Below are 15,268 nucleotides of genomic sequence, written 5' to 3' on the forward strand. Positions count from 1 at the left end.
CGGGCGCCCGGCCCCGCTCAGCCGTAGACGATGCGGCGCAGCTGGCGGAGCGAGAGCTCCGGCGGCGCCACGGCGCGGTGCGGCAGCTCGGCCGCGATCCGCTCGAAGATCTCCGTGTTGACCAGGCCGCCGGACTGCAGTTCGCGGTGGCGGCGCCGGACGAAGTCGTCGGTGCTCTCGTCGAAGTACGCCAGCACGTCGAGGACCACCCGGGCCGCCTCGCCGCGCTGGAGCGCGGTGGAGCGTACGAGGTGGTCGATGAGGTCGTCGTGCGACGAGCGGCGTTCAAGCACCCGTCGATATTGCGTGCCGGGGCGCGCTTACGCAAGAAATCTGCCCGATATCGGGCAGGGGATGTGGGGAAGCTCGCCCGATCGCGTCACATGCTGCGCAGAACGGCCTGCTTCGCGGTGCTGAACTCCTCATCGGTGAGGACTCCGGCCTGGTGCAGTTCGCCCAGCTCCCGCAGCCGCCGCAGCAGCGCGTCGTGGTCGCTCGCGGGCGGTGCGGCGGGCTCCGGCGCCTTGGTGAGGGCCGGGGGCGCCCCCGGCGCGTCCAGGGCCGCACGGGCCCCGGGCAGCCGCATCAGCACCGCCGCCGCGACCAGGACCGCCGTGTGCTCCTTCTTGGACATCCCCCACAGGTCCAGGGCGTACGGGTCGTACTTCGGCGGCGAGGAGACGGGCCCCTCCACCGGCTCGAAGCGCAGATAGCCGTTCTCCAGGCCGATCGCCGGCAGCCACCGCACCGCCGCGATCCGCGACAGCGGGAAGGTGGACGCGCCCCCGGCGGTCTTGGCCTCCTCGGCCTTCCAGTTCCAGGTCAGCCGGACGGTCTCGCCGTCGAAGGACGCCGTGCCGTCGCCGCCCCCGCCGGAGACCGGCAGCGTCGGCCCCGGCAGCAGGAAGCGGTCCACCGGAGTGTCCGGCACCTGCTCGATCAGCAGCGCGTTGCGGACCTCGTCGACGAAGTACTCCGCGACCCCCGTGCGGTCCTTCTCCACGGTCAGCGCGTAGGGGTCGGCGCCGTCCTTGAGCCGGCCGTCGGCGGCCCGCAGCACCGGGCAGGCGCCCCCGCGCAGCCGCAGCCGCAGCCGCCCGCCCTTGCGGTCCGGTTCGAACGAGACGCCCGCCACCGCCTCCAGCGGGACGGCGGTCTCACCCAGCTCCTGCCGGACCGGGTGCGCCTTTCCGCCCGGCACGATGCGCACGGTGTCCCCGTCGAACGTCCACGTTCCGTCCCGCTGGATGATTTCCGCCATGGCCCCGATTCTGCCAGCCGGCCGCCCCGGAAAAGGGGTGAGTGCCCGAGGGACCGTCCTCGGACACTCACCGTCCGGGGGGCCGCCGCACCGCGGCGGCCGGGCTCAGAACCCGGCGATCGGGTTCTGGAGGCGGCCCACCAACTGCAACGCTCCCGCAGGGTCGTTGAGGTCGACCATCTGCTGGTTGTTGCGCAGCTGGAGGCGGTTGAGGCAGGAGAGCGCGAACTCCGGCTCGAACAGGTCGTACTGCGCGAACTTCTCCGCGAGATACGGCACCGACTCCTGGTAGTCGCGCGCACAGGCGGCGACCGTCCGCCAGAAGGTCTCCTCGTCGAGGATGCCCTCGGTGGCCAGGCCCGCGCCCAGGAAGCGGAAGAAGCAGTCGAAGACGTCGGTGAACACCGACAGCAGTTTCATGTCCTCGGGCACCTCGGCCCGGATCCGGTCGACCTTCGGCGGCAGCACCGCGTCCGGGTCCATCACCGCGATCTCCTCGGCGATGTCCTTGAAGATCGTGCGGGTGACGACCCCGTCCTCCACGACCAGGATCACGTTCTCGCCGTGCGGCATGTAGACCAGGTCGTAGGCGTAGAAGCTGTGCAGCACCGGCACCAGGTAGGCGTCCAGGTAGTGCCGCAGCCACACCTGCGGGTCCAGGCCCGACTCGGCGATCAGGACCCCGGCCACCGAGGTGCCCTCGTGGTCGGTGTGGAGCAGCGAGGCCATCGTCGCGACCCGCTCGCCCGGCCGGAGGCCCGGCACCGGGCTCTCGCGCCACAGGGCGGCGAGCATCTTGCGGTACGGGGAGCCCTTGACGGTGGCCGCTTCGTAGGAGCGGTGGTGGTAGCCGATCGCGGCCCGCTCCCGGATGATCGAGAACCGGGCCCCGCGCAGCAGGTCGTCCCGTTCTATGATCCCGGCCAGCCAGTCGTTGATCGCGGGCGTCGCCTCCATGTACGCGGCCGAAAGCCCGCGCATGAAGCCCATGTTGAGGACCGAGAGCGCCGTTTTGACGTAGTGCTTCTCGGGGTGGTCGGTGTTGAAGAAGGTGCGGATCGACTGCTGGGCGAGATAGCCGTCCTCGCCCTCCCCGAGCACCACCAGATGGCGTTCGGCCAGCTCCCCGGCGAAGGTGACGGCGAGCTTGTTCCACCACTGCCAGGGGTGGACGGGCAGCAGGAAGTAGTCGTCCGGGTCGAGGCCGAGCCCGCGCAGCGCGCCGGCGAACCGCTCCCGGGTGGCCTCGCTCAGCTCGTCCTTGATCAGCGCGTCGTAGTCGAGCCCGGCGCCCGCCGTGAAGGTGGCCCGCTCCCGCCGGGCGGCCAGCCACACCAGCCGGATCGGGGACGCCGCCTCGGGGGCGTACGCCCGGTACTCGTCCACGCCGAAGCCGAGGCGCCCGTTGTTGGCGACGAAGCAGGGGTGGCCCTCGGTCATCCCGGTCTCGACGGACTGGAAACCGGCGGCGACGAGCTGGCCGGAGGTGGCCGGTTCCTTGGTGAGTTTGTAGGCGGTTCCGGCCAGGGTGGAGGAGATCTCCTCCAGGTAGACCGGCAGGATCTCCTCGGAGATTCCCAGAGTGTGCCGCAGCTCGATGAAGAACTCCACCGCGTCCAGCGGAAGTTCGGAGCCGTGCCGGTGCCGGGTGATGGTCTCGGCCTCGACCTGCCAGTGGTCCAGGGCGAAGAGGCGCGCGGTGAAGCGGTACTCGGTGGAGGCGTCGTCGCTACGGACGGTGTAGCGGTCGTCGCCGAGCGGCGTGGGGGTCAGCAGCCGTTCGTGGCTGAATTCCGCCAGTGCTTTGCGGACCAGCAGTCGGTTTGCGGTGGCCCAGCGCCCGGGGGAGAGGTGGGCGACGCTGTCGGTGAGGGCGGTCGTCATCGGTCGTTACCTCCGGTTGCTGCTTCGAACTGCTCACGGGTGCAGGCGCTGAGCAGAGCGTCCTTCTCCGGTTTGGCGATCTCGCGCAGCACCTCGAACCCGACGGCCTTGTTGAGGGCCTGTACGGCGCTGTTGGTCACGTCGGGCTCGACGACGACGCGGCGCACCGACGGGTCGGCGAAGAGGAAATCCATCACGGCGGTGATCACGGCCCGGGTGAAGCCGTGCACCGGGGTGTCGGTCGGGGCGACCAGGAAGTGCATCCCGACATCGCCGGGCTCCGCCTCGTACAGCCCTTTCAGCTCGACCTCGGTGGGGTCGTACCGCTCGATCAGGAAGGCGGGCTCGCCGTCGTGCAGCCCGATGAACGCGTCGTGGTGCGGATGGGCGGCGATGGACCGGTACTCCCGCTCCACGTCGGCGAGTTCGGCGTCACCCATCAGCCAGAACGCGGCTTTGGGGTGGGTCACCCAGCCGTGCACCAGCTCGGCGTCGGCGGCGGGGTCCAGCGGCCGGACGGTGAACGCGCCGATGGTGCCGGGGCGCTGTTCGTCAGGACGCTGTTCGTCGGGGCGGCTCATACGGCGAACTCCTGGAAGGCGATGGACTTCTCGACCGGGTAGACCTCACGGCCGAGCAGCTCGCCGATGATGTACGCGTTGCGGTAGGCGCCCATGCCGAGGTCGGGCGAGGTGATCGAGTGGGTGTGCACCGAGGCGTTCTGGAGGAAGACCCCGCGCCCGGTGGTGTCGATGCTGTAGTTGCGGGCCACGTCGAAGCGGCCCCGGCTGTCGTGGCGCAGCCGCCCGCTGATCGGGGCGAGGAAGGCGGGAGCCTCGTACCGGTAGCCGGTGGCGAGGATCAGCCCCTCGGTGGTCAGCTCGTACTCCTTGCCCTGCTCCTCCTGGCGCAGCCCCAGGGAGTACGCACCGCCCTCCTCGTCGTAACGCGCGCTGACGAGGGCGGAGTTGGTGAGCAGTCGGGTCGGCACGGGGCCCGGCAGGTTCTTCTGGTAGAGCAGGTCGAAGATCGCGTCGATCAGCTCCCCATCGATGCCCTTGAACAGCCCCTTCTGCCCGGTCTCCAGCCGGTAGCGGGTCTCTTCGGGCAGCGCGTGGAAGTAGTCGATGTACTCCGGGGAGGTCATCTCCAGCGTCAGCTTGGTGTACTCCAGCGGGAAGAACCGCGGGGAGCGCGTGACCCAGTTGAGCCGGTAGCCGTACGTGTCGATCTCGGAGAGCAGGTCGTAGTAGATCTCCGCGGCACTCTGCCCGCTGCCGACCAGGGTGATCGACTTCTTCTTCTGGAGCTCGGCCTTCCCGTCCAGGTAGCGGGAGTTGTGGATGAAGTCCCCGCCGAGTCCCTGGCAGGCCTCGGGTATGTGCGGCGGCGTGCCGGTGCCGAGGACGAGATGCCGGGACCGGAACTCCCCGCCGGACGCGGTGCGCACGGTGTAGAGCCCGGTGCCCTCGTCGTACGTCACCGTCTCCACGGTCTCGCCGAACCGGATGCTGCTCAGCTTCCCGGCGGCCCAGCGGCAGTAGTCGTTGTACTCGGTCCGCAGCGGGTAGAAGTTCTCCCGGATGTAGAACGAGTAGAGCCGGCCGCGCTCCTTCAGATAGTTGAGGAAGGAGTACGGCGAGGTCGGGTCGGCCATGGTGACGAGGTCCGACATGAACGGCGTCTGGAGATGGGCGCCTTCGAGGAACATCCCGGCGTGCCACTCGAAGTCCGGCTTCGACTCCAGGAAGACGCCGTTCAGTTCCTCGATCGGCTCGGTGAGGCAGGCGAGACCGAGGTTGAACGGGCCGAGGCCGATTCCGATGAAGTCGTGGGGGTCAGGAAGCGCGGTCAAGGGAGTCTCCCAGGTACTTCTCGGCGTGGCCGGAGATCAGGTCGAGGACCGTGGCGATGTCGTGCACGGTCGTTTCGGGGTTGAGCAGGGTGAACTTCAGGTACTGGCGGTCGCCCATCTTGGTGCCCGCGACGATCGCCTCGCCGGAGGCGAACAGCGCCTTGCGGGCGTGGAGGTTGGCGCGGTCGATCCGGTCCGGGGACGCGCCGCCGGAGGGGATGCAGCGGAAGACGAGCGTGGAGAGCTGCGGCTGGACCACCACGTCGAAGCGCGGGTCGGCGGCGAGCAGCTTCCACCCCTCGGCGGCCAGGTCGCAGACCTCGTCGAACAGCTCGCCGATGCCGTCGGCGCCCATGACGCGCAGCGTCATCCACAGCTTGAGCGCGTCGAACCGGCGGGTCGTCTGGAGGGACTTGTCGACCTGGTTGGGTATCCGCTCCTCGGCCATCCGCCGCGGGTTCAGATACTCCGCGTGGTACGTGGCATGGCGCAGGGTCGCCCGGTCACGGACCAGGAAGGCGGACGAACTCACGGGCTGGAAGAAGGACTTGTGGTAGTCCACGGTCACCGAGTCGGCGTGCGCGATACCTTCGAGCAGTCCGTTCCGCCGGCGGGAGGCCAGCAGTCCGCAGCCGTACGCGGCGTCCACGTGCATCCAGGTGGCGAACCGGTCGCAGAGCGAGGCGATCTCGGGCAGCGGGTCGATGGACCCGAAGTCCGTGGTGCCGGCGGTGGCGACGACGGCCATCGGGACGGCCCCCTCGGCGACGCACTGTTCCAGCGCGCGGGCGAGCGCCACGGTCTGCATGCGCTTGTCGCGGTCCACGGGGACGGGGACGACGGCGTCCGCGCCGAGTCCGAGGAGTTTGGCGGACTTCTGCACGCTGAAGTGGCTGCACTCGGAGGTGAAGATCCGCAGCCGGGTGAAGTGCTCCGGCCGGACCTTCGCCTCCTCGCGCGCCAGCAGCAGGGCCTGGAGGTTGGACTGCGTGCCCCCACTGGTGAAGATCCCGTCGGCGGCCGGGCCGAGCCCGATCCGCTCGGTGGTCCAGTCGATCAGCCGGCGCTCGATGAGGGTGCCGCCGGCGCTCTGGTCCCAGGTGTCCAGGGAGGAGTTGATCGCCGAGAGCACGGCCTCGCCGAGCACCGCGGGTATGACGACCGGGCAGTTGAGGTGGCCGAGGTAGCGGGGGTGGTGGAAGTAGACGGCGTCGCGGAGGTAGACCTCGCCGAGTTCGTCGAGGGCGGCGGCGGCGTCGCCGAGTGGCCGGTCGAGGTCGATCGCGTCGACGACGGGGGAGAGCTCGTCGACACCGATCCCGCTGAAGGGGCGCTCGGTGGCGGCGAGAGTGGCCGCGACCCGATCCACGCCCGCGGAGACGGTGCTCCGATAGTGCTCCGCAGTCGTGTTGTTGAGCAGGTGGGAACGCATGAAGGGGTCCTCCCGGGTGAGGGGAACTTCATCGCGTCCCTCCGGGCAGGAAGAGGGGACGAGGGGCGCGATCTAAGAGTAAGGGGAGCCTAACCTAACTGGGAATGGGTCATTCCCCTCACCCCCGGCGGGTGTGCCGGTTGTCCGCTTTACCGCCTCTATCGAGCCACTTGGCCGATCCTCCACGCTTTGGGGTGGTCCGGCGCACCACTTCCGGCGGCCGGGGCCCCCGATTTCGCCGCGCGCGTCCGTTCCTCGCCGTGTCCGCGCGTCCAGTACGTGGTGGATGTCACCCGCTCCGGGGCGAATCCGCGCTCCCGGACGGGGGTGGCGCAGCGCCCGCGCCCCGGACGCCTCACCCGCGATCAGGACCCGATCCCGGCGGGCTGCTCGACCCCGCCCGGAGCGTCGCCCCTCTCCGGCCCGGCCCCGGGGCCGTCGGCAGGGGGACTGCCCGCCCCCGCCCGCCGGACGCGGAGACCGGACGCGCTGACGGCGGCGGCGATCAGGGCGGCGGCCAACGGGACGGCCAGGGCCGCCCGGTAGCCGTCGAGGAGGGCCGCCGGTGACGTCCCGTCCGTCGCGGTGACGTTGACGGCGGTCACGGCGGACAGCCCCAGCGCGGCACCGAACTGGAACGACGTGTAGAGCAGTCCGCCGGCCACGCCCTGCTCCTCCTCGGCGACGCCGTCGGTGGCCACGATCGTCAGCGGCCCGTAGACCAGGGAGAACGCCGCCCCCAGCAGGAGCAGGCCCGGGAACATCGCCGCGTACGTCCAGTCCGCGCCGAGCGGCAGGAACAGGGCGTACGCGAGCGACGCGACGAGCAGCCCGCCGAAGATGACCCGGGCATGGCCGAACCGGGCCACCAGCTTCGGAGTCAGCAGCGGCGAGAGCACCGCGTCCACGCCGACGACGAGCAGCGCGAAACTGGTCTGCAGGGACGACCAGCCGCGCAGCTCCTGGAGGTAGAGCACGGCGATGAACTGGAAGCCGAAGAACCCCGCGGCGAACAGCAGCCCCGACACATTGGCGCGGACCAGCGACCCGCTGCGGAAGATGCCCAGGCGCACGAGCGGCGAGGACGAGGAGCGCTCGACGACGACGAACGCGAGGAAGAGGAGCAGCGCCGTGCCGACCGTGCCCACGGTCCACGCGGCCGCCGCGTGCGTGGCCCGCTCGACACCGAAGACGAGCAGCAGGATCCCGGCGGTCACGGTGACCGCTCCGGCCACGTCCACGCCCTGCCCGGGGCGGTCCGGGCGGGGCGAGGCGGGGATGAGCGCCAGCGCGGCCAGCAGGATGCCCAGCGAGAGGATGACCGGGGCGAAGAACACCCAGCGCCAGTCGATCGCGGAGAGCAGCCCGCCGACCACCAGGCCGATCGAGAAGCCCCCGGCGGCGGTGCCCGCGTAGACGAGCAGGGCCTTGTCGCGCTGCGGCCCCTCCGGGAATCCGGTGGTGATGATCGACAGCCCGGCCGGGGTCATGAAGGCCGCGGCGATCCCCGTCACGAAGCGCGCGAGGATCAGCATCCAGCCCTCGGTGGCCAGTCCGCCCAGCCCGGAGAAGAGCAGGAACACCACCAGCCAGAGGACGAACATCCGGCGCCGGCCGAAGAGATCGGCCGCCCGTCCGCCCAGCAGCATGAATCCGCCGTAGCCGAGGACGTACGCGCTCATCACCCACTGGAGGGTGCCGGTGGACAGGTCCAGATCCTCCCGGATCGAGGGCAGGGCCACGTTCAGCATCGCCACATCGATGCCTTCGAGGAAGATCGCGCCGCACAGGACGAGCAGCACGCCCCGGGCGCGCCCGGTCACGCGGTCGCTGCTCGGTCCGGACGGTGACGGTGATGCGGACATGAAAATGCTCCTTGTGCACGGACGAAATGGGCATGACGAGCCACCGCAACAGCGGCGGAACAAAGCGGAGTTCGCGTGCGGAGGCCTCAGACAGCGCGAAGGGAGAGCGAGTTACCGGACCGGCGGTCGGTTCCCTCTTGTAACCACTCGAAGCTTGCGGCACCGTGGGGCGGTATGGAAGAAGGCACTTCGAAGTCACCGAGTCACTGCGCCGATACCGGAGTCGGCCCTGACTACGACATCAGCCAGTGGGACGTCCGCGAGGGCTGCGAGGTGCGGCAGATCCTCGACCGGGTCGCGGACAAGTGGTCGCTCCTCGCCATCGCCCACCTGGAACGCCGCACCCTGCGCTTCTCCGAGCTGCGCCGGCTCATCGAGGGCATCAGCCAGCGCATGCTGACGGTGACCCTGCGCCAGCTCGAACGCGACGGCCTGGTGCGGCGCACGGTCTACCCCGTCGTCCCGCCCCGGGTCGAGTACGAGCTGACGGAGCTGGGCGCGACCCTGCACACGACGATCAGGTCGCTCGTCGACTGGACCGAGAGCCACCAGCAGGAGATCGCGAAGGCGCGGAGCGACTACGACGCCCGGCAGAGCCAGCCGGCGTCGGCCTCCTGAGGCGCATGGGTGCTCCATGTGTGCTCCATGTCCGGGGAGTTGGTGCGGCGCTAAGGTGAACCGGTGACCTCACCTCAGCGAAACGCCTCGACGCGTGTGGGCGAAGACGATCGCGAGAACGCCGTACGCCGGGTGCGGGAGGCATACGCCGAACAGCGCATCACGCACGAGGAGATGGACGTCCGCCTCGACCGGGTGCTCGCCGCCACGACGTACGGCGATCTCGCCGCGGTCCTGAGCGCGCTCCCGGCGGAGGACCCGGGGGCGACATCGACGATCTCGGTGGCCGGGGGGCGGATCAAGCGGCGCGGCGTGTGGCAGGTGCCCAGGACCCTCAAGGTGGAGTCGGCCTACGGGCGGGTGCGCCTCGACCTGTCCCGGGCGGTCATCGCGTACCCGGTCGTCGACATCGAGCTGAGGCTCGGCGTCGGCAACGCGGGCGTCACGGTGCCGCGGGACGCGATCGTCGAGGTCGAGGGCCTGACGACCGGGTGGAAGGACCTGCGCTACCAGCCCCGGCAGCCGTCCCGCCCCGGCGCCCCGCGCATCCGCATCTCGGGGGAGATGGGGTACGGGCGGCTGAAGATCCGCCACGCCTGGCGCTGAGGCACCCGGACCGCCCGGCGCACACGTGACGGAGGACGGGGTGGCGGTGCCGGGGGCGCGGTGAGTCCCTGAGCGAGAACGGATGCGCACCCCGCTTGAGTACGGGTACTCAAGCGGGGTGCGCGGGCCCGCCGGAGACTCGGCGCATGACACATATCCGAGGCCCCGTCAGCAAGTCGACCTCCGGCGGGCGCGTTCTCGCGGCAGCCGCCCTCACCGCCGTCGCCGCTCTGGCGCTCAGCGCCTGCGGAACGGAACAGAACGACGGCGGAGGGAAGGCCGGGAGTGCCGGTTCCTCGGCGGCCTCCCAGCGGCCTTCCCCCGAACAGGCAGCCGCCCAGGCGCTGTTCGACAGATTCGCGAAGGCGTGCCCGGAGCGCGGGGTGAACTCGCGGAGACCCACCGGCGCGAGCAAGCCCGGTCCGGAGGAGCCGGAGAGCATCGCCCCCGGGGAGACACCCCCGGCCGAGCCGATCGAGCCCGCCCCTCCGACGGGGCCCGAGGCGGAGTTGGACGACCGTGACTGGTGTGTGAGCGCCCACCACGAGCAGCGCGTCATCGCGGCGTTGCAGATGCTCGCGGATCCCACCCCCGCCAAGGTCCGGAAGACCCTGAACGGCCTCGGCTACACCGACGAACGCATCCACCACCTCAAGCAGGACGGCAAGAAGACCCGCTTCCACCTCGACCTGCGCGAGGACGGCGGCCGGCTCTGCGAGTCGGGTGTGGCGGCTGGCGCGTCATCGGACGCCCTCCCGTGCGTGGCGGACGCCGAGGGGCCGTTCGAGGTCACGTCGGAGACCCGCCGGTGACGCCGGGCGGGCCCCGCCCCGGCGAGGGCCCGCCGCCCGCGCGGCATGCTCCCGGCCGCCCGGCCGGGACCGGGGAGTGATCACGACTGCTCGCCCCTCGCTATCGTCTCCACCGCGAATACCGGGTTGAGAGGCTCCACGAGCTCCCTGGTGGCCACGGCCACGAGATGCGCGGGTGCGTCCCCCGCCGACAGCGCGCTGACGTAGGCGAGGGCCTCCGCGGGCGAGAGCACGGGCAGCCTCCGGCGCAGTATCCGCGCCGCGTGCATGCGTCCGTGCGCGGCGGCGGCTTCGCAGAGCGCATCGTGCAGGTCGTCCACCGCGGTGCGCACCGGCAGCCCGCGAATCCGGGCCCGGTAGTCGGCCTCCCACTCCCCGGTCACCGCGGAGACGACGCCGATCTGATGCAGCCCGCCATCGACACGGTCGACCAGGTACGGTCCGTTGCCGGCCAGCATGAACTCCGGGTTCCCGGTGCGGACGTACTCCTCGGAGGTCCAGGAGACGATCCACACCAGCTCGTGCTCCTCGACGTCGACCACGGCCATCCGCAGCGCGTCGACTCCGGTGGCCCGCCGCCGCAGGCGGTCGCGCTCCAGCTCGGCCTCGACGGTCCGGATGGCGGCTTCTCGCTCGATCACCCGTGCAGCCTCCCGCACGGACCCCCCTCCCGGACAGTGAATTCTCCGGGACCGGGCCGGGGCGGGGCCCGGCACGAGCGGCCCGACGGGCGCTCCTCACCGACACGACCGCCCCGGCCGCCGTGGGCGATTCCACGGCGGCCGGGGCGGCGAAGACCAGGTCAGGGGGGAGTCAGCGCATCGGCCGGCGGATCAGCCCGGCAGCCCCAGCTCCCGCGCGATCAGCATCCGCTGGACCTCGCTCGTCCCCTCGCCGATCTCCAGGATCTTCGAGTCGCGCCACATCCGGGCCACCGGGTACTCGTTCATGAAGCCGTACCCGCCGTGGATCTGGGTGGCGTCCCGGGCGTTGTCCACCGCGACCGTCGAGGAGTACAGCTTCGCGATCGCCGCCTCCTTCTTGAACGGTTCGCCCGCCACCAGGCGGGAGGCCGCGTCACGCCAGCCGATGCGGGCCATGTGGGCGCGCATCTCCATGTCGGCGATCTTGAACTGTATGGCCTGGTTCGAGCCGATCGGCCTGCCGAAGGCGTGCCGCTCGGCGGCGTACTTCACCGACTCGTCCACGCAGCCCTGCGCCAGGCCCGTCGCCAGGGCCGAGATCGCGATGCGGCCCTCGTCCAGGATGCGCAGGAACTGGGCGTAGCCCCGGCCCTGTTCGCCCAGGAGGTTCGCCGCCGGGACACGGACGTCCGTGAAGGACAGCTCACGGGTGTCCGAGGCGTTCCAGCCGACCTTGGAGTACGGGGCCGCGACCGTGAAGCCGGGGGTGCCCGCCGGGACGATGATCGCGGAGATCAGGGGGCGGCCGTCCTCCTTGCGGCCCGTCACGGCGGTGACGGTCACCAACTCCGTGATGTCCGTGCCCGAGTTGGTGATGAAGCACTTCGAGCCGTTGATCACCCACTCGTCCGTCGCCTCGTCCAGCACCGCCGTCGTGCGCGTGCCGCCCGCGTCCGAGCCGCCGTCCGGCTCGGTCAGGCCGAACGCGCCCAGCGCCTCGCCCGCGCACAGCTTCGGCAGCCACTGGCGCTTCTGCTCCTCCGTGCCGAAGAGATGGAGCGGCATCGCGCCCAGCGAGACCCCGGCCTCCAGCGTGATCGCCACCGAGGAGTCGACCCGGGCCAGCTCCTCCAGGGCGATCCCGAGCGCCAGATAGTCGCCGCCCATGCCCCCGTACTCCTCCGGGAACGGCAGCCCGAACAGGCCCATCCGGCCCATCTCGCGCACGATCTCGTACGGGAATTCATGGCGCTCGTACAGGTCGCCGATCTTCGGCGCGATCACATCGTGCGCGAACGCCTCGACCGTGCGGCGCAGTTCCTCGTGTTCGGCGGTCAGCCGGTGGTCCAAAGGCATGGGTTGCTCACTCCTTGTGGGAGGCGGAAGAAGAGGGAGGGGTCAGGGCGCGGACCGTGCGGGACGGGCTCGGCCGGCCCAGGTGTCCGGCCAGCCAGACGCTGGTGGCGGTCAGTTCGGCCAGATCGACGCCCGTCTCGATGCCCAGGCCGTCGAGCATCCAGACCAGGTCCTCGGTGGCGAGGTTCCCCGTGGCGCTCCTGGCGTACGGGCAGCCGCCCAGGCCGCCGGCCGAGGCGTCCACCGTGCTCACACCGTGCTGGAGCGCCGCCAGGGTGTTCGACAGCGCCTGGCCGTACGTGTCGTGGAAGTGGACGCCGATCGACGGGGTCGGGACTCCGGCCTCGTTCAGCGCGGTCAGCAGCGCCGTCACGTGGCCCGGCGTCGCCACCCCGATCGTGTCGCCCAGCGACAGCTCGTCGCAGCCCAGGTCCATCAGGGCCTTGGCCACCCGCACCACCTGGGCGACCGGGACCGCGCCCTCCCACGGGTCGCCGAAGCACATCGAGAGGTATCCGCGCACCTGGACCTTGGCCGCCTTCGCGCGGGCCACCACCGGCTCGAACATCGCCAGGGACGCGTCGACCGTACGGTTCAGGTTCCGCGCCGCGAACGTCTCCGTCGCCGAACCGAACACCGCGATCGACCGCGCCCCGAGCGCCAGCGCCCGGTCCAGGCCGCGTTCGTTCGGCACCAGGACGGGGAGGGCTACGTCGCCCACGTCGGCGATGTCGCCGAGGAGCGGGAACAGCTGCTCCGCGTCCGCCAGTTGGGGCACCCACTTCGGGTGCACGAAGCTCGTCGCCTCGATCGTGGTCAGGCCCGCCACCGCCAGGCGGCGGATGAACTCCGCCTTCACCTCGGTCGGGACGGTCTCCTTCTCGTTCTGGAGGCCGTCACGTGCGCCCACCTCGTGGATCCGGACCCGGGCCGGGAGGCCGGGGGCCGGCACCTTCATGGGGAGTCCTGGTGCGCTCATGCGTCCTCCCCCTCCGCCGCCGGGACCACGACCGCCAGGACCTGGTCCATCGCCACCGTCGCGCCCGCCGTGACGTCCAGCTCCGTCACCGTCCCCGCGTGCGGGGCCGAGATCACGTGCTCCATCTTCATCGCCTCCACCACGAGCAGGCTCTGGCCCGCCTCGACCTCGTCCCCGACGGCCACCTTCACCACCGTGACCGTGCCGGGCATCGGGGCCGCCAGCGTGTCCGCCCCGCTCCGGCCCGCCCCGCTCAGGGCCGCCTCCACCGGGTCGTGGTCCTGGACGTGCCAGGTGTCGCCGTCCCGGCCGAGCCAGTCGCCGGAGCGGTGGAAGTGGCCCACCGTGCCGTCGAGTTCGACCGTCACCCGGTCGGGCCCGACCACCGCTCCCGCCGGAGCCGCGTACGTCACCGGGTCCGCGCCCGGCACCCGCAGCGGGAACACCAGCGGCGCCCGCACACCCCCCGTCCGCCATCCGCTCGGCACCGAGAACGGGTCCGTCCAGCCGCCCGCGTCCGGCCGGGGCGCCAGCGCGTCGAGGCGGACCGCCGCGCCCGCCGCGTACACCTCGTCCGGGACGCCGTCCGGCACCAGTCCCTCCGCCTCGCGCTCCACCAGACCCGTGTCCAGGTCCCCCGCGACCACGTCCGGGTGGGCCAGCAGGCGGCGCAGGAAGCCCGCGTTGGTCGGGACGCCCAGGATCACCGTGTCCGCCAGGGCCGCCCGCAGCTTGCGCAGGGCCGTCGCGCGGTCGGGGCCGTACGCGATGACCTTCGACAGCATCGGGTCGTACAGGCTGCCGACCGGCACGCCCTCACTGAGCCCCGAGTCCGTCCGGACCCCGCCGCCCTGCGGTTCGCGCAGCGCCAGCACCGTACCGCCGGAAGGCAGGAAGCCGCGGGACGGGTCCTCGGCGCAGACGCGCGCCTCGATCGCCCAGCCGGTCAGGCTGATGTCCTGCTGTGCGTACGGGAGGTGCTCGCCCGCCGCCACCCGCAGCTGCCACTCCACCAGGTCCAGGCCGGTGATCAGCTCGGTCACCGGGTGCTCGACCTGGAGGCGGGTGTTCATCTCCATGAAGTAGTACGAGGACGGGTCGTTGCCCGGGACGATGAACTCCACCGTCCCCGCCCCGACATAGCCGCAACTGCGCGCCGCCTGGACCGCTGCCTCGCCCATCGCCGCCCGGGTCGCCTCGTCGAGCAGGACGGACGGCGCCTCCTCGATGATCTTCTGGTGGCGGCGCTGGAGCGAGCACTCGCGCTCGCCCAGGTGGATCACGTTGCCGTGGGCGTCGGCCAGCACCTGGATCTCGATGTGGCGCGGCCGGTCGATCCACCGCTCGACCAGGAGCGTGTCGTCGCCGAAGGAGGCGCGGGCCTCCCGTCGCGCCGCCGCGATCTCCTCGCCCAGCACCGCGGCGTCGCGGACCAGGCGCATGCCCTTGCCGCCGCCGCCCGCGGAGGGCTTGAGCAGCACCGGGGTCCCGATGTCCCTCGCGGCCTCCTCCAGTTGGGCATCGGTCAAGCCGCTGCCGGACGACCCCGGGACCACCGGGACCCCGTACGCCGCGACCGTCTCCTTGGCCCGGATCTTGTCGCCCATGAGCGCGATCGCGGCGGCGGGCGGGCCGATGAAGACCAGCCCGGCGTCCGCGCACGCCTGCGCGAACTCCGCGTTCTCCGCGAGGAATCCGTACCCCGGATGGACCGCCTGCGCGCCCGTGCGACGGGCCGCCTCCAGGAGTGCCGGTACGTTCAGATAGCTCTCGGCGGCGGGCGGCGGGCCGATCCGTACCGCCGTGTCCGCCTCCCGGACGTGCCGGGCGTCCGCGTCCGCGTCGCTGAAGACCGCGACCGAGCGCACGCCCTGCTCCCGCAGGGTCCGGATCACCCGGACCGCGATCTCGCCGCGGTTGGCGACCAGAACGGTGTCGAACATCGTCGTCATCTGT

Annotated in this window: 14 protein-coding genes; 3 read left to right on the top strand and 11 right to left on the bottom strand. The window is 71.4% G+C overall.

Annotated elements, in window-relative coordinates:
• Positions 1-17: 17 nt before the first annotated feature.
• The 7 genes from IE145_RS20325 to IE145_RS20355 form a co-directional block, all read right to left on the bottom strand.
• On the bottom strand, positions 18-293 hold the full coding sequence (locus IE145_RS20325) for a hypothetical protein (protein ID WP_018488852.1): 276 nt from the start codon (positions 291-293) through the stop codon (positions 18-20).
• An 86-nt stretch (positions 294-379) separates the two neighbouring features.
• Complete coding sequence (locus IE145_RS20330; protein ID WP_189526861.1) at positions 380-1,261, bottom strand: DUF4429 domain-containing protein; 882 nt, start codon at positions 1,259-1,261, stop codon at positions 380-382.
• A 105-nt stretch (positions 1,262-1,366) separates the two neighbouring features.
• Complete coding sequence (locus IE145_RS20335) at positions 1,367-3,145, bottom strand: IucA/IucC family protein (protein WP_189526863.1); 1,779 nt, start codon at positions 3,143-3,145, stop codon at positions 1,367-1,369.
• A complete protein-coding gene (locus IE145_RS20340) occupies positions 3,142-3,726 on the bottom strand; it encodes a GNAT family N-acetyltransferase (RefSeq protein WP_189526864.1) in 585 nt (194 codons plus the stop codon). Before IE145_RS20340 ends, IE145_RS20335 begins: the two co-directional genes overlap by 4 nt.
• Positions 3,723-5,000, bottom strand: coding sequence for a lysine N(6)-hydroxylase/L-ornithine N(5)-oxygenase family protein (locus IE145_RS20345; RefSeq protein ID WP_189526866.1), 1,278 nt, complete (start codon positions 4,998-5,000; stop codon positions 3,723-3,725). The genes IE145_RS20340 and IE145_RS20345 overlap by 4 nt, the downstream gene beginning before the upstream one ends.
• Positions 4,984-6,432, bottom strand: a complete 1,449-nt coding sequence (locus tag IE145_RS20350; protein WP_189526868.1) for a pyridoxal phosphate-dependent decarboxylase family protein — start codon at positions 6,430-6,432, stop codon at positions 4,984-4,986. Before IE145_RS20350 ends, IE145_RS20345 begins: the two co-directional genes overlap by 17 nt.
• Positions 6,433-6,797: 365 nt before the next feature.
• Positions 6,798-8,255, bottom strand: a complete 1,458-nt coding sequence (locus tag IE145_RS20355) for an MFS transporter (protein ID WP_189526917.1) — start codon at positions 8,253-8,255, stop codon at positions 6,798-6,800.
• 216 nt (positions 8,256-8,471) lie between these two features.
• Between IE145_RS20355 and IE145_RS20360 the strand changes: the two genes are divergently transcribed.
• From IE145_RS20360 to IE145_RS20370, 3 genes are all read left to right on the top strand, one after another.
• Entirely contained in the window at positions 8,472-8,915 is a 444-nt protein-coding gene (locus IE145_RS20360; RefSeq protein ID WP_189526870.1) for a winged helix-turn-helix transcriptional regulator, read from the top strand.
• A gap of 96 nt (positions 8,916-9,011) precedes the next feature.
• Positions 9,012-9,521 carry a DUF1707 SHOCT-like domain-containing protein gene (locus IE145_RS20365; RefSeq protein ID WP_373296610.1) on the top strand — a complete coding sequence of 170 codons (510 nt, stop codon included), beginning with the start codon at positions 9,012-9,014 and terminating at the stop codon, positions 9,519-9,521.
• 146 nt (positions 9,522-9,667) lie between these two features.
• Complete coding sequence (locus tag IE145_RS20370; protein ID WP_189526874.1) at positions 9,668-10,333, top strand: hypothetical protein; 666 nt, start codon at positions 9,668-9,670, stop codon at positions 10,331-10,333.
• 80 nt (positions 10,334-10,413) lie between these two features.
• On the opposite strand, the gene IE145_RS20375 is transcribed toward IE145_RS20370, so the two are convergent.
• From IE145_RS20375 to IE145_RS20390, 4 genes are all read right to left on the bottom strand, one after another.
• Positions 10,414-10,974, bottom strand: coding sequence for a YrhB domain-containing protein (locus tag IE145_RS20375; RefSeq protein WP_189526876.1), 561 nt, complete (start codon positions 10,972-10,974; stop codon positions 10,414-10,416).
• Between the two features lie 192 nt (positions 10,975-11,166).
• Positions 11,167-12,333, bottom strand: a complete 1,167-nt coding sequence (locus IE145_RS20380) for an acyl-CoA dehydrogenase family protein (protein WP_189526878.1) — start codon at positions 12,331-12,333, stop codon at positions 11,167-11,169.
• A 7-nt stretch (positions 12,334-12,340) separates the two neighbouring features.
• On the bottom strand, positions 12,341-13,312 hold the full coding sequence (locus IE145_RS20385; RefSeq protein WP_189526880.1) for a hydroxymethylglutaryl-CoA lyase: 972 nt from the start codon (positions 13,310-13,312) through the stop codon (positions 12,341-12,343).
• The gene (locus tag IE145_RS20390) at positions 13,309-15,264 is read right to left on the bottom strand and encodes an acetyl-CoA carboxylase biotin carboxylase subunit (protein ID WP_189526882.1); all 1,956 of its coding nucleotides are present in this window, start codon (positions 15,262-15,264) and stop codon (positions 13,309-13,311) included. The genes IE145_RS20385 and IE145_RS20390 overlap by 4 nt, the downstream gene beginning before the upstream one ends.
• Positions 15,265-15,268 lie beyond the last annotated feature (4 nt).

This window comes from Streptomyces sindenensis (genome assembly GCF_014649035.1).
Lineage (GTDB): Bacteria > Actinomycetota > Actinomycetes > Streptomycetales > Streptomycetaceae > Streptomyces > Streptomyces sindenensis.

Coding starts and splice junctions, on each gene's coding strand:
- IE145_RS20385 (WP_189526880.1), bottom strand. CDS start 13,312: ATGAGCGCACCAGGACTCCCCATGAAGGTGCCGGCCCCCGGCCTCCCG.
- IE145_RS20350 (WP_189526868.1), bottom strand. CDS start 6,432: ATGCGTTCCCACCTGCTCAACAACACGACTGCGGAGCACTATCGGAGC.
- IE145_RS20370 (WP_189526874.1), top strand. CDS start 9,668: ATGACACATATCCGAGGCCCCGTCAGCAAGTCGACCTCCGGCGGGCGC.
- IE145_RS20360 (WP_189526870.1), top strand. CDS start 8,472: ATGGAAGAAGGCACTTCGAAGTCACCGAGTCACTGCGCCGATACCGGA.
- IE145_RS20335 (WP_189526863.1), bottom strand. CDS start 3,145: ATGACGACCGCCCTCACCGACAGCGTCGCCCACCTCTCCCCCGGGCGC.
- IE145_RS20340 (WP_189526864.1), bottom strand. CDS start 3,726: ATGAGCCGCCCCGACGAACAGCGTCCTGACGAACAGCGCCCCGGCACC.
- IE145_RS20390 (WP_189526882.1), bottom strand. CDS start 15,264: ATGACGACGATGTTCGACACCGTTCTGGTCGCCAACCGCGGCGAGATC.
- IE145_RS20380 (WP_189526878.1), bottom strand. CDS start 12,333: ATGCCTTTGGACCACCGGCTGACCGCCGAACACGAGGAACTGCGCCGC.
- IE145_RS20330 (WP_189526861.1), bottom strand. CDS start 1,261: ATGGCGGAAATCATCCAGCGGGACGGAACGTGGACGTTCGACGGGGAC.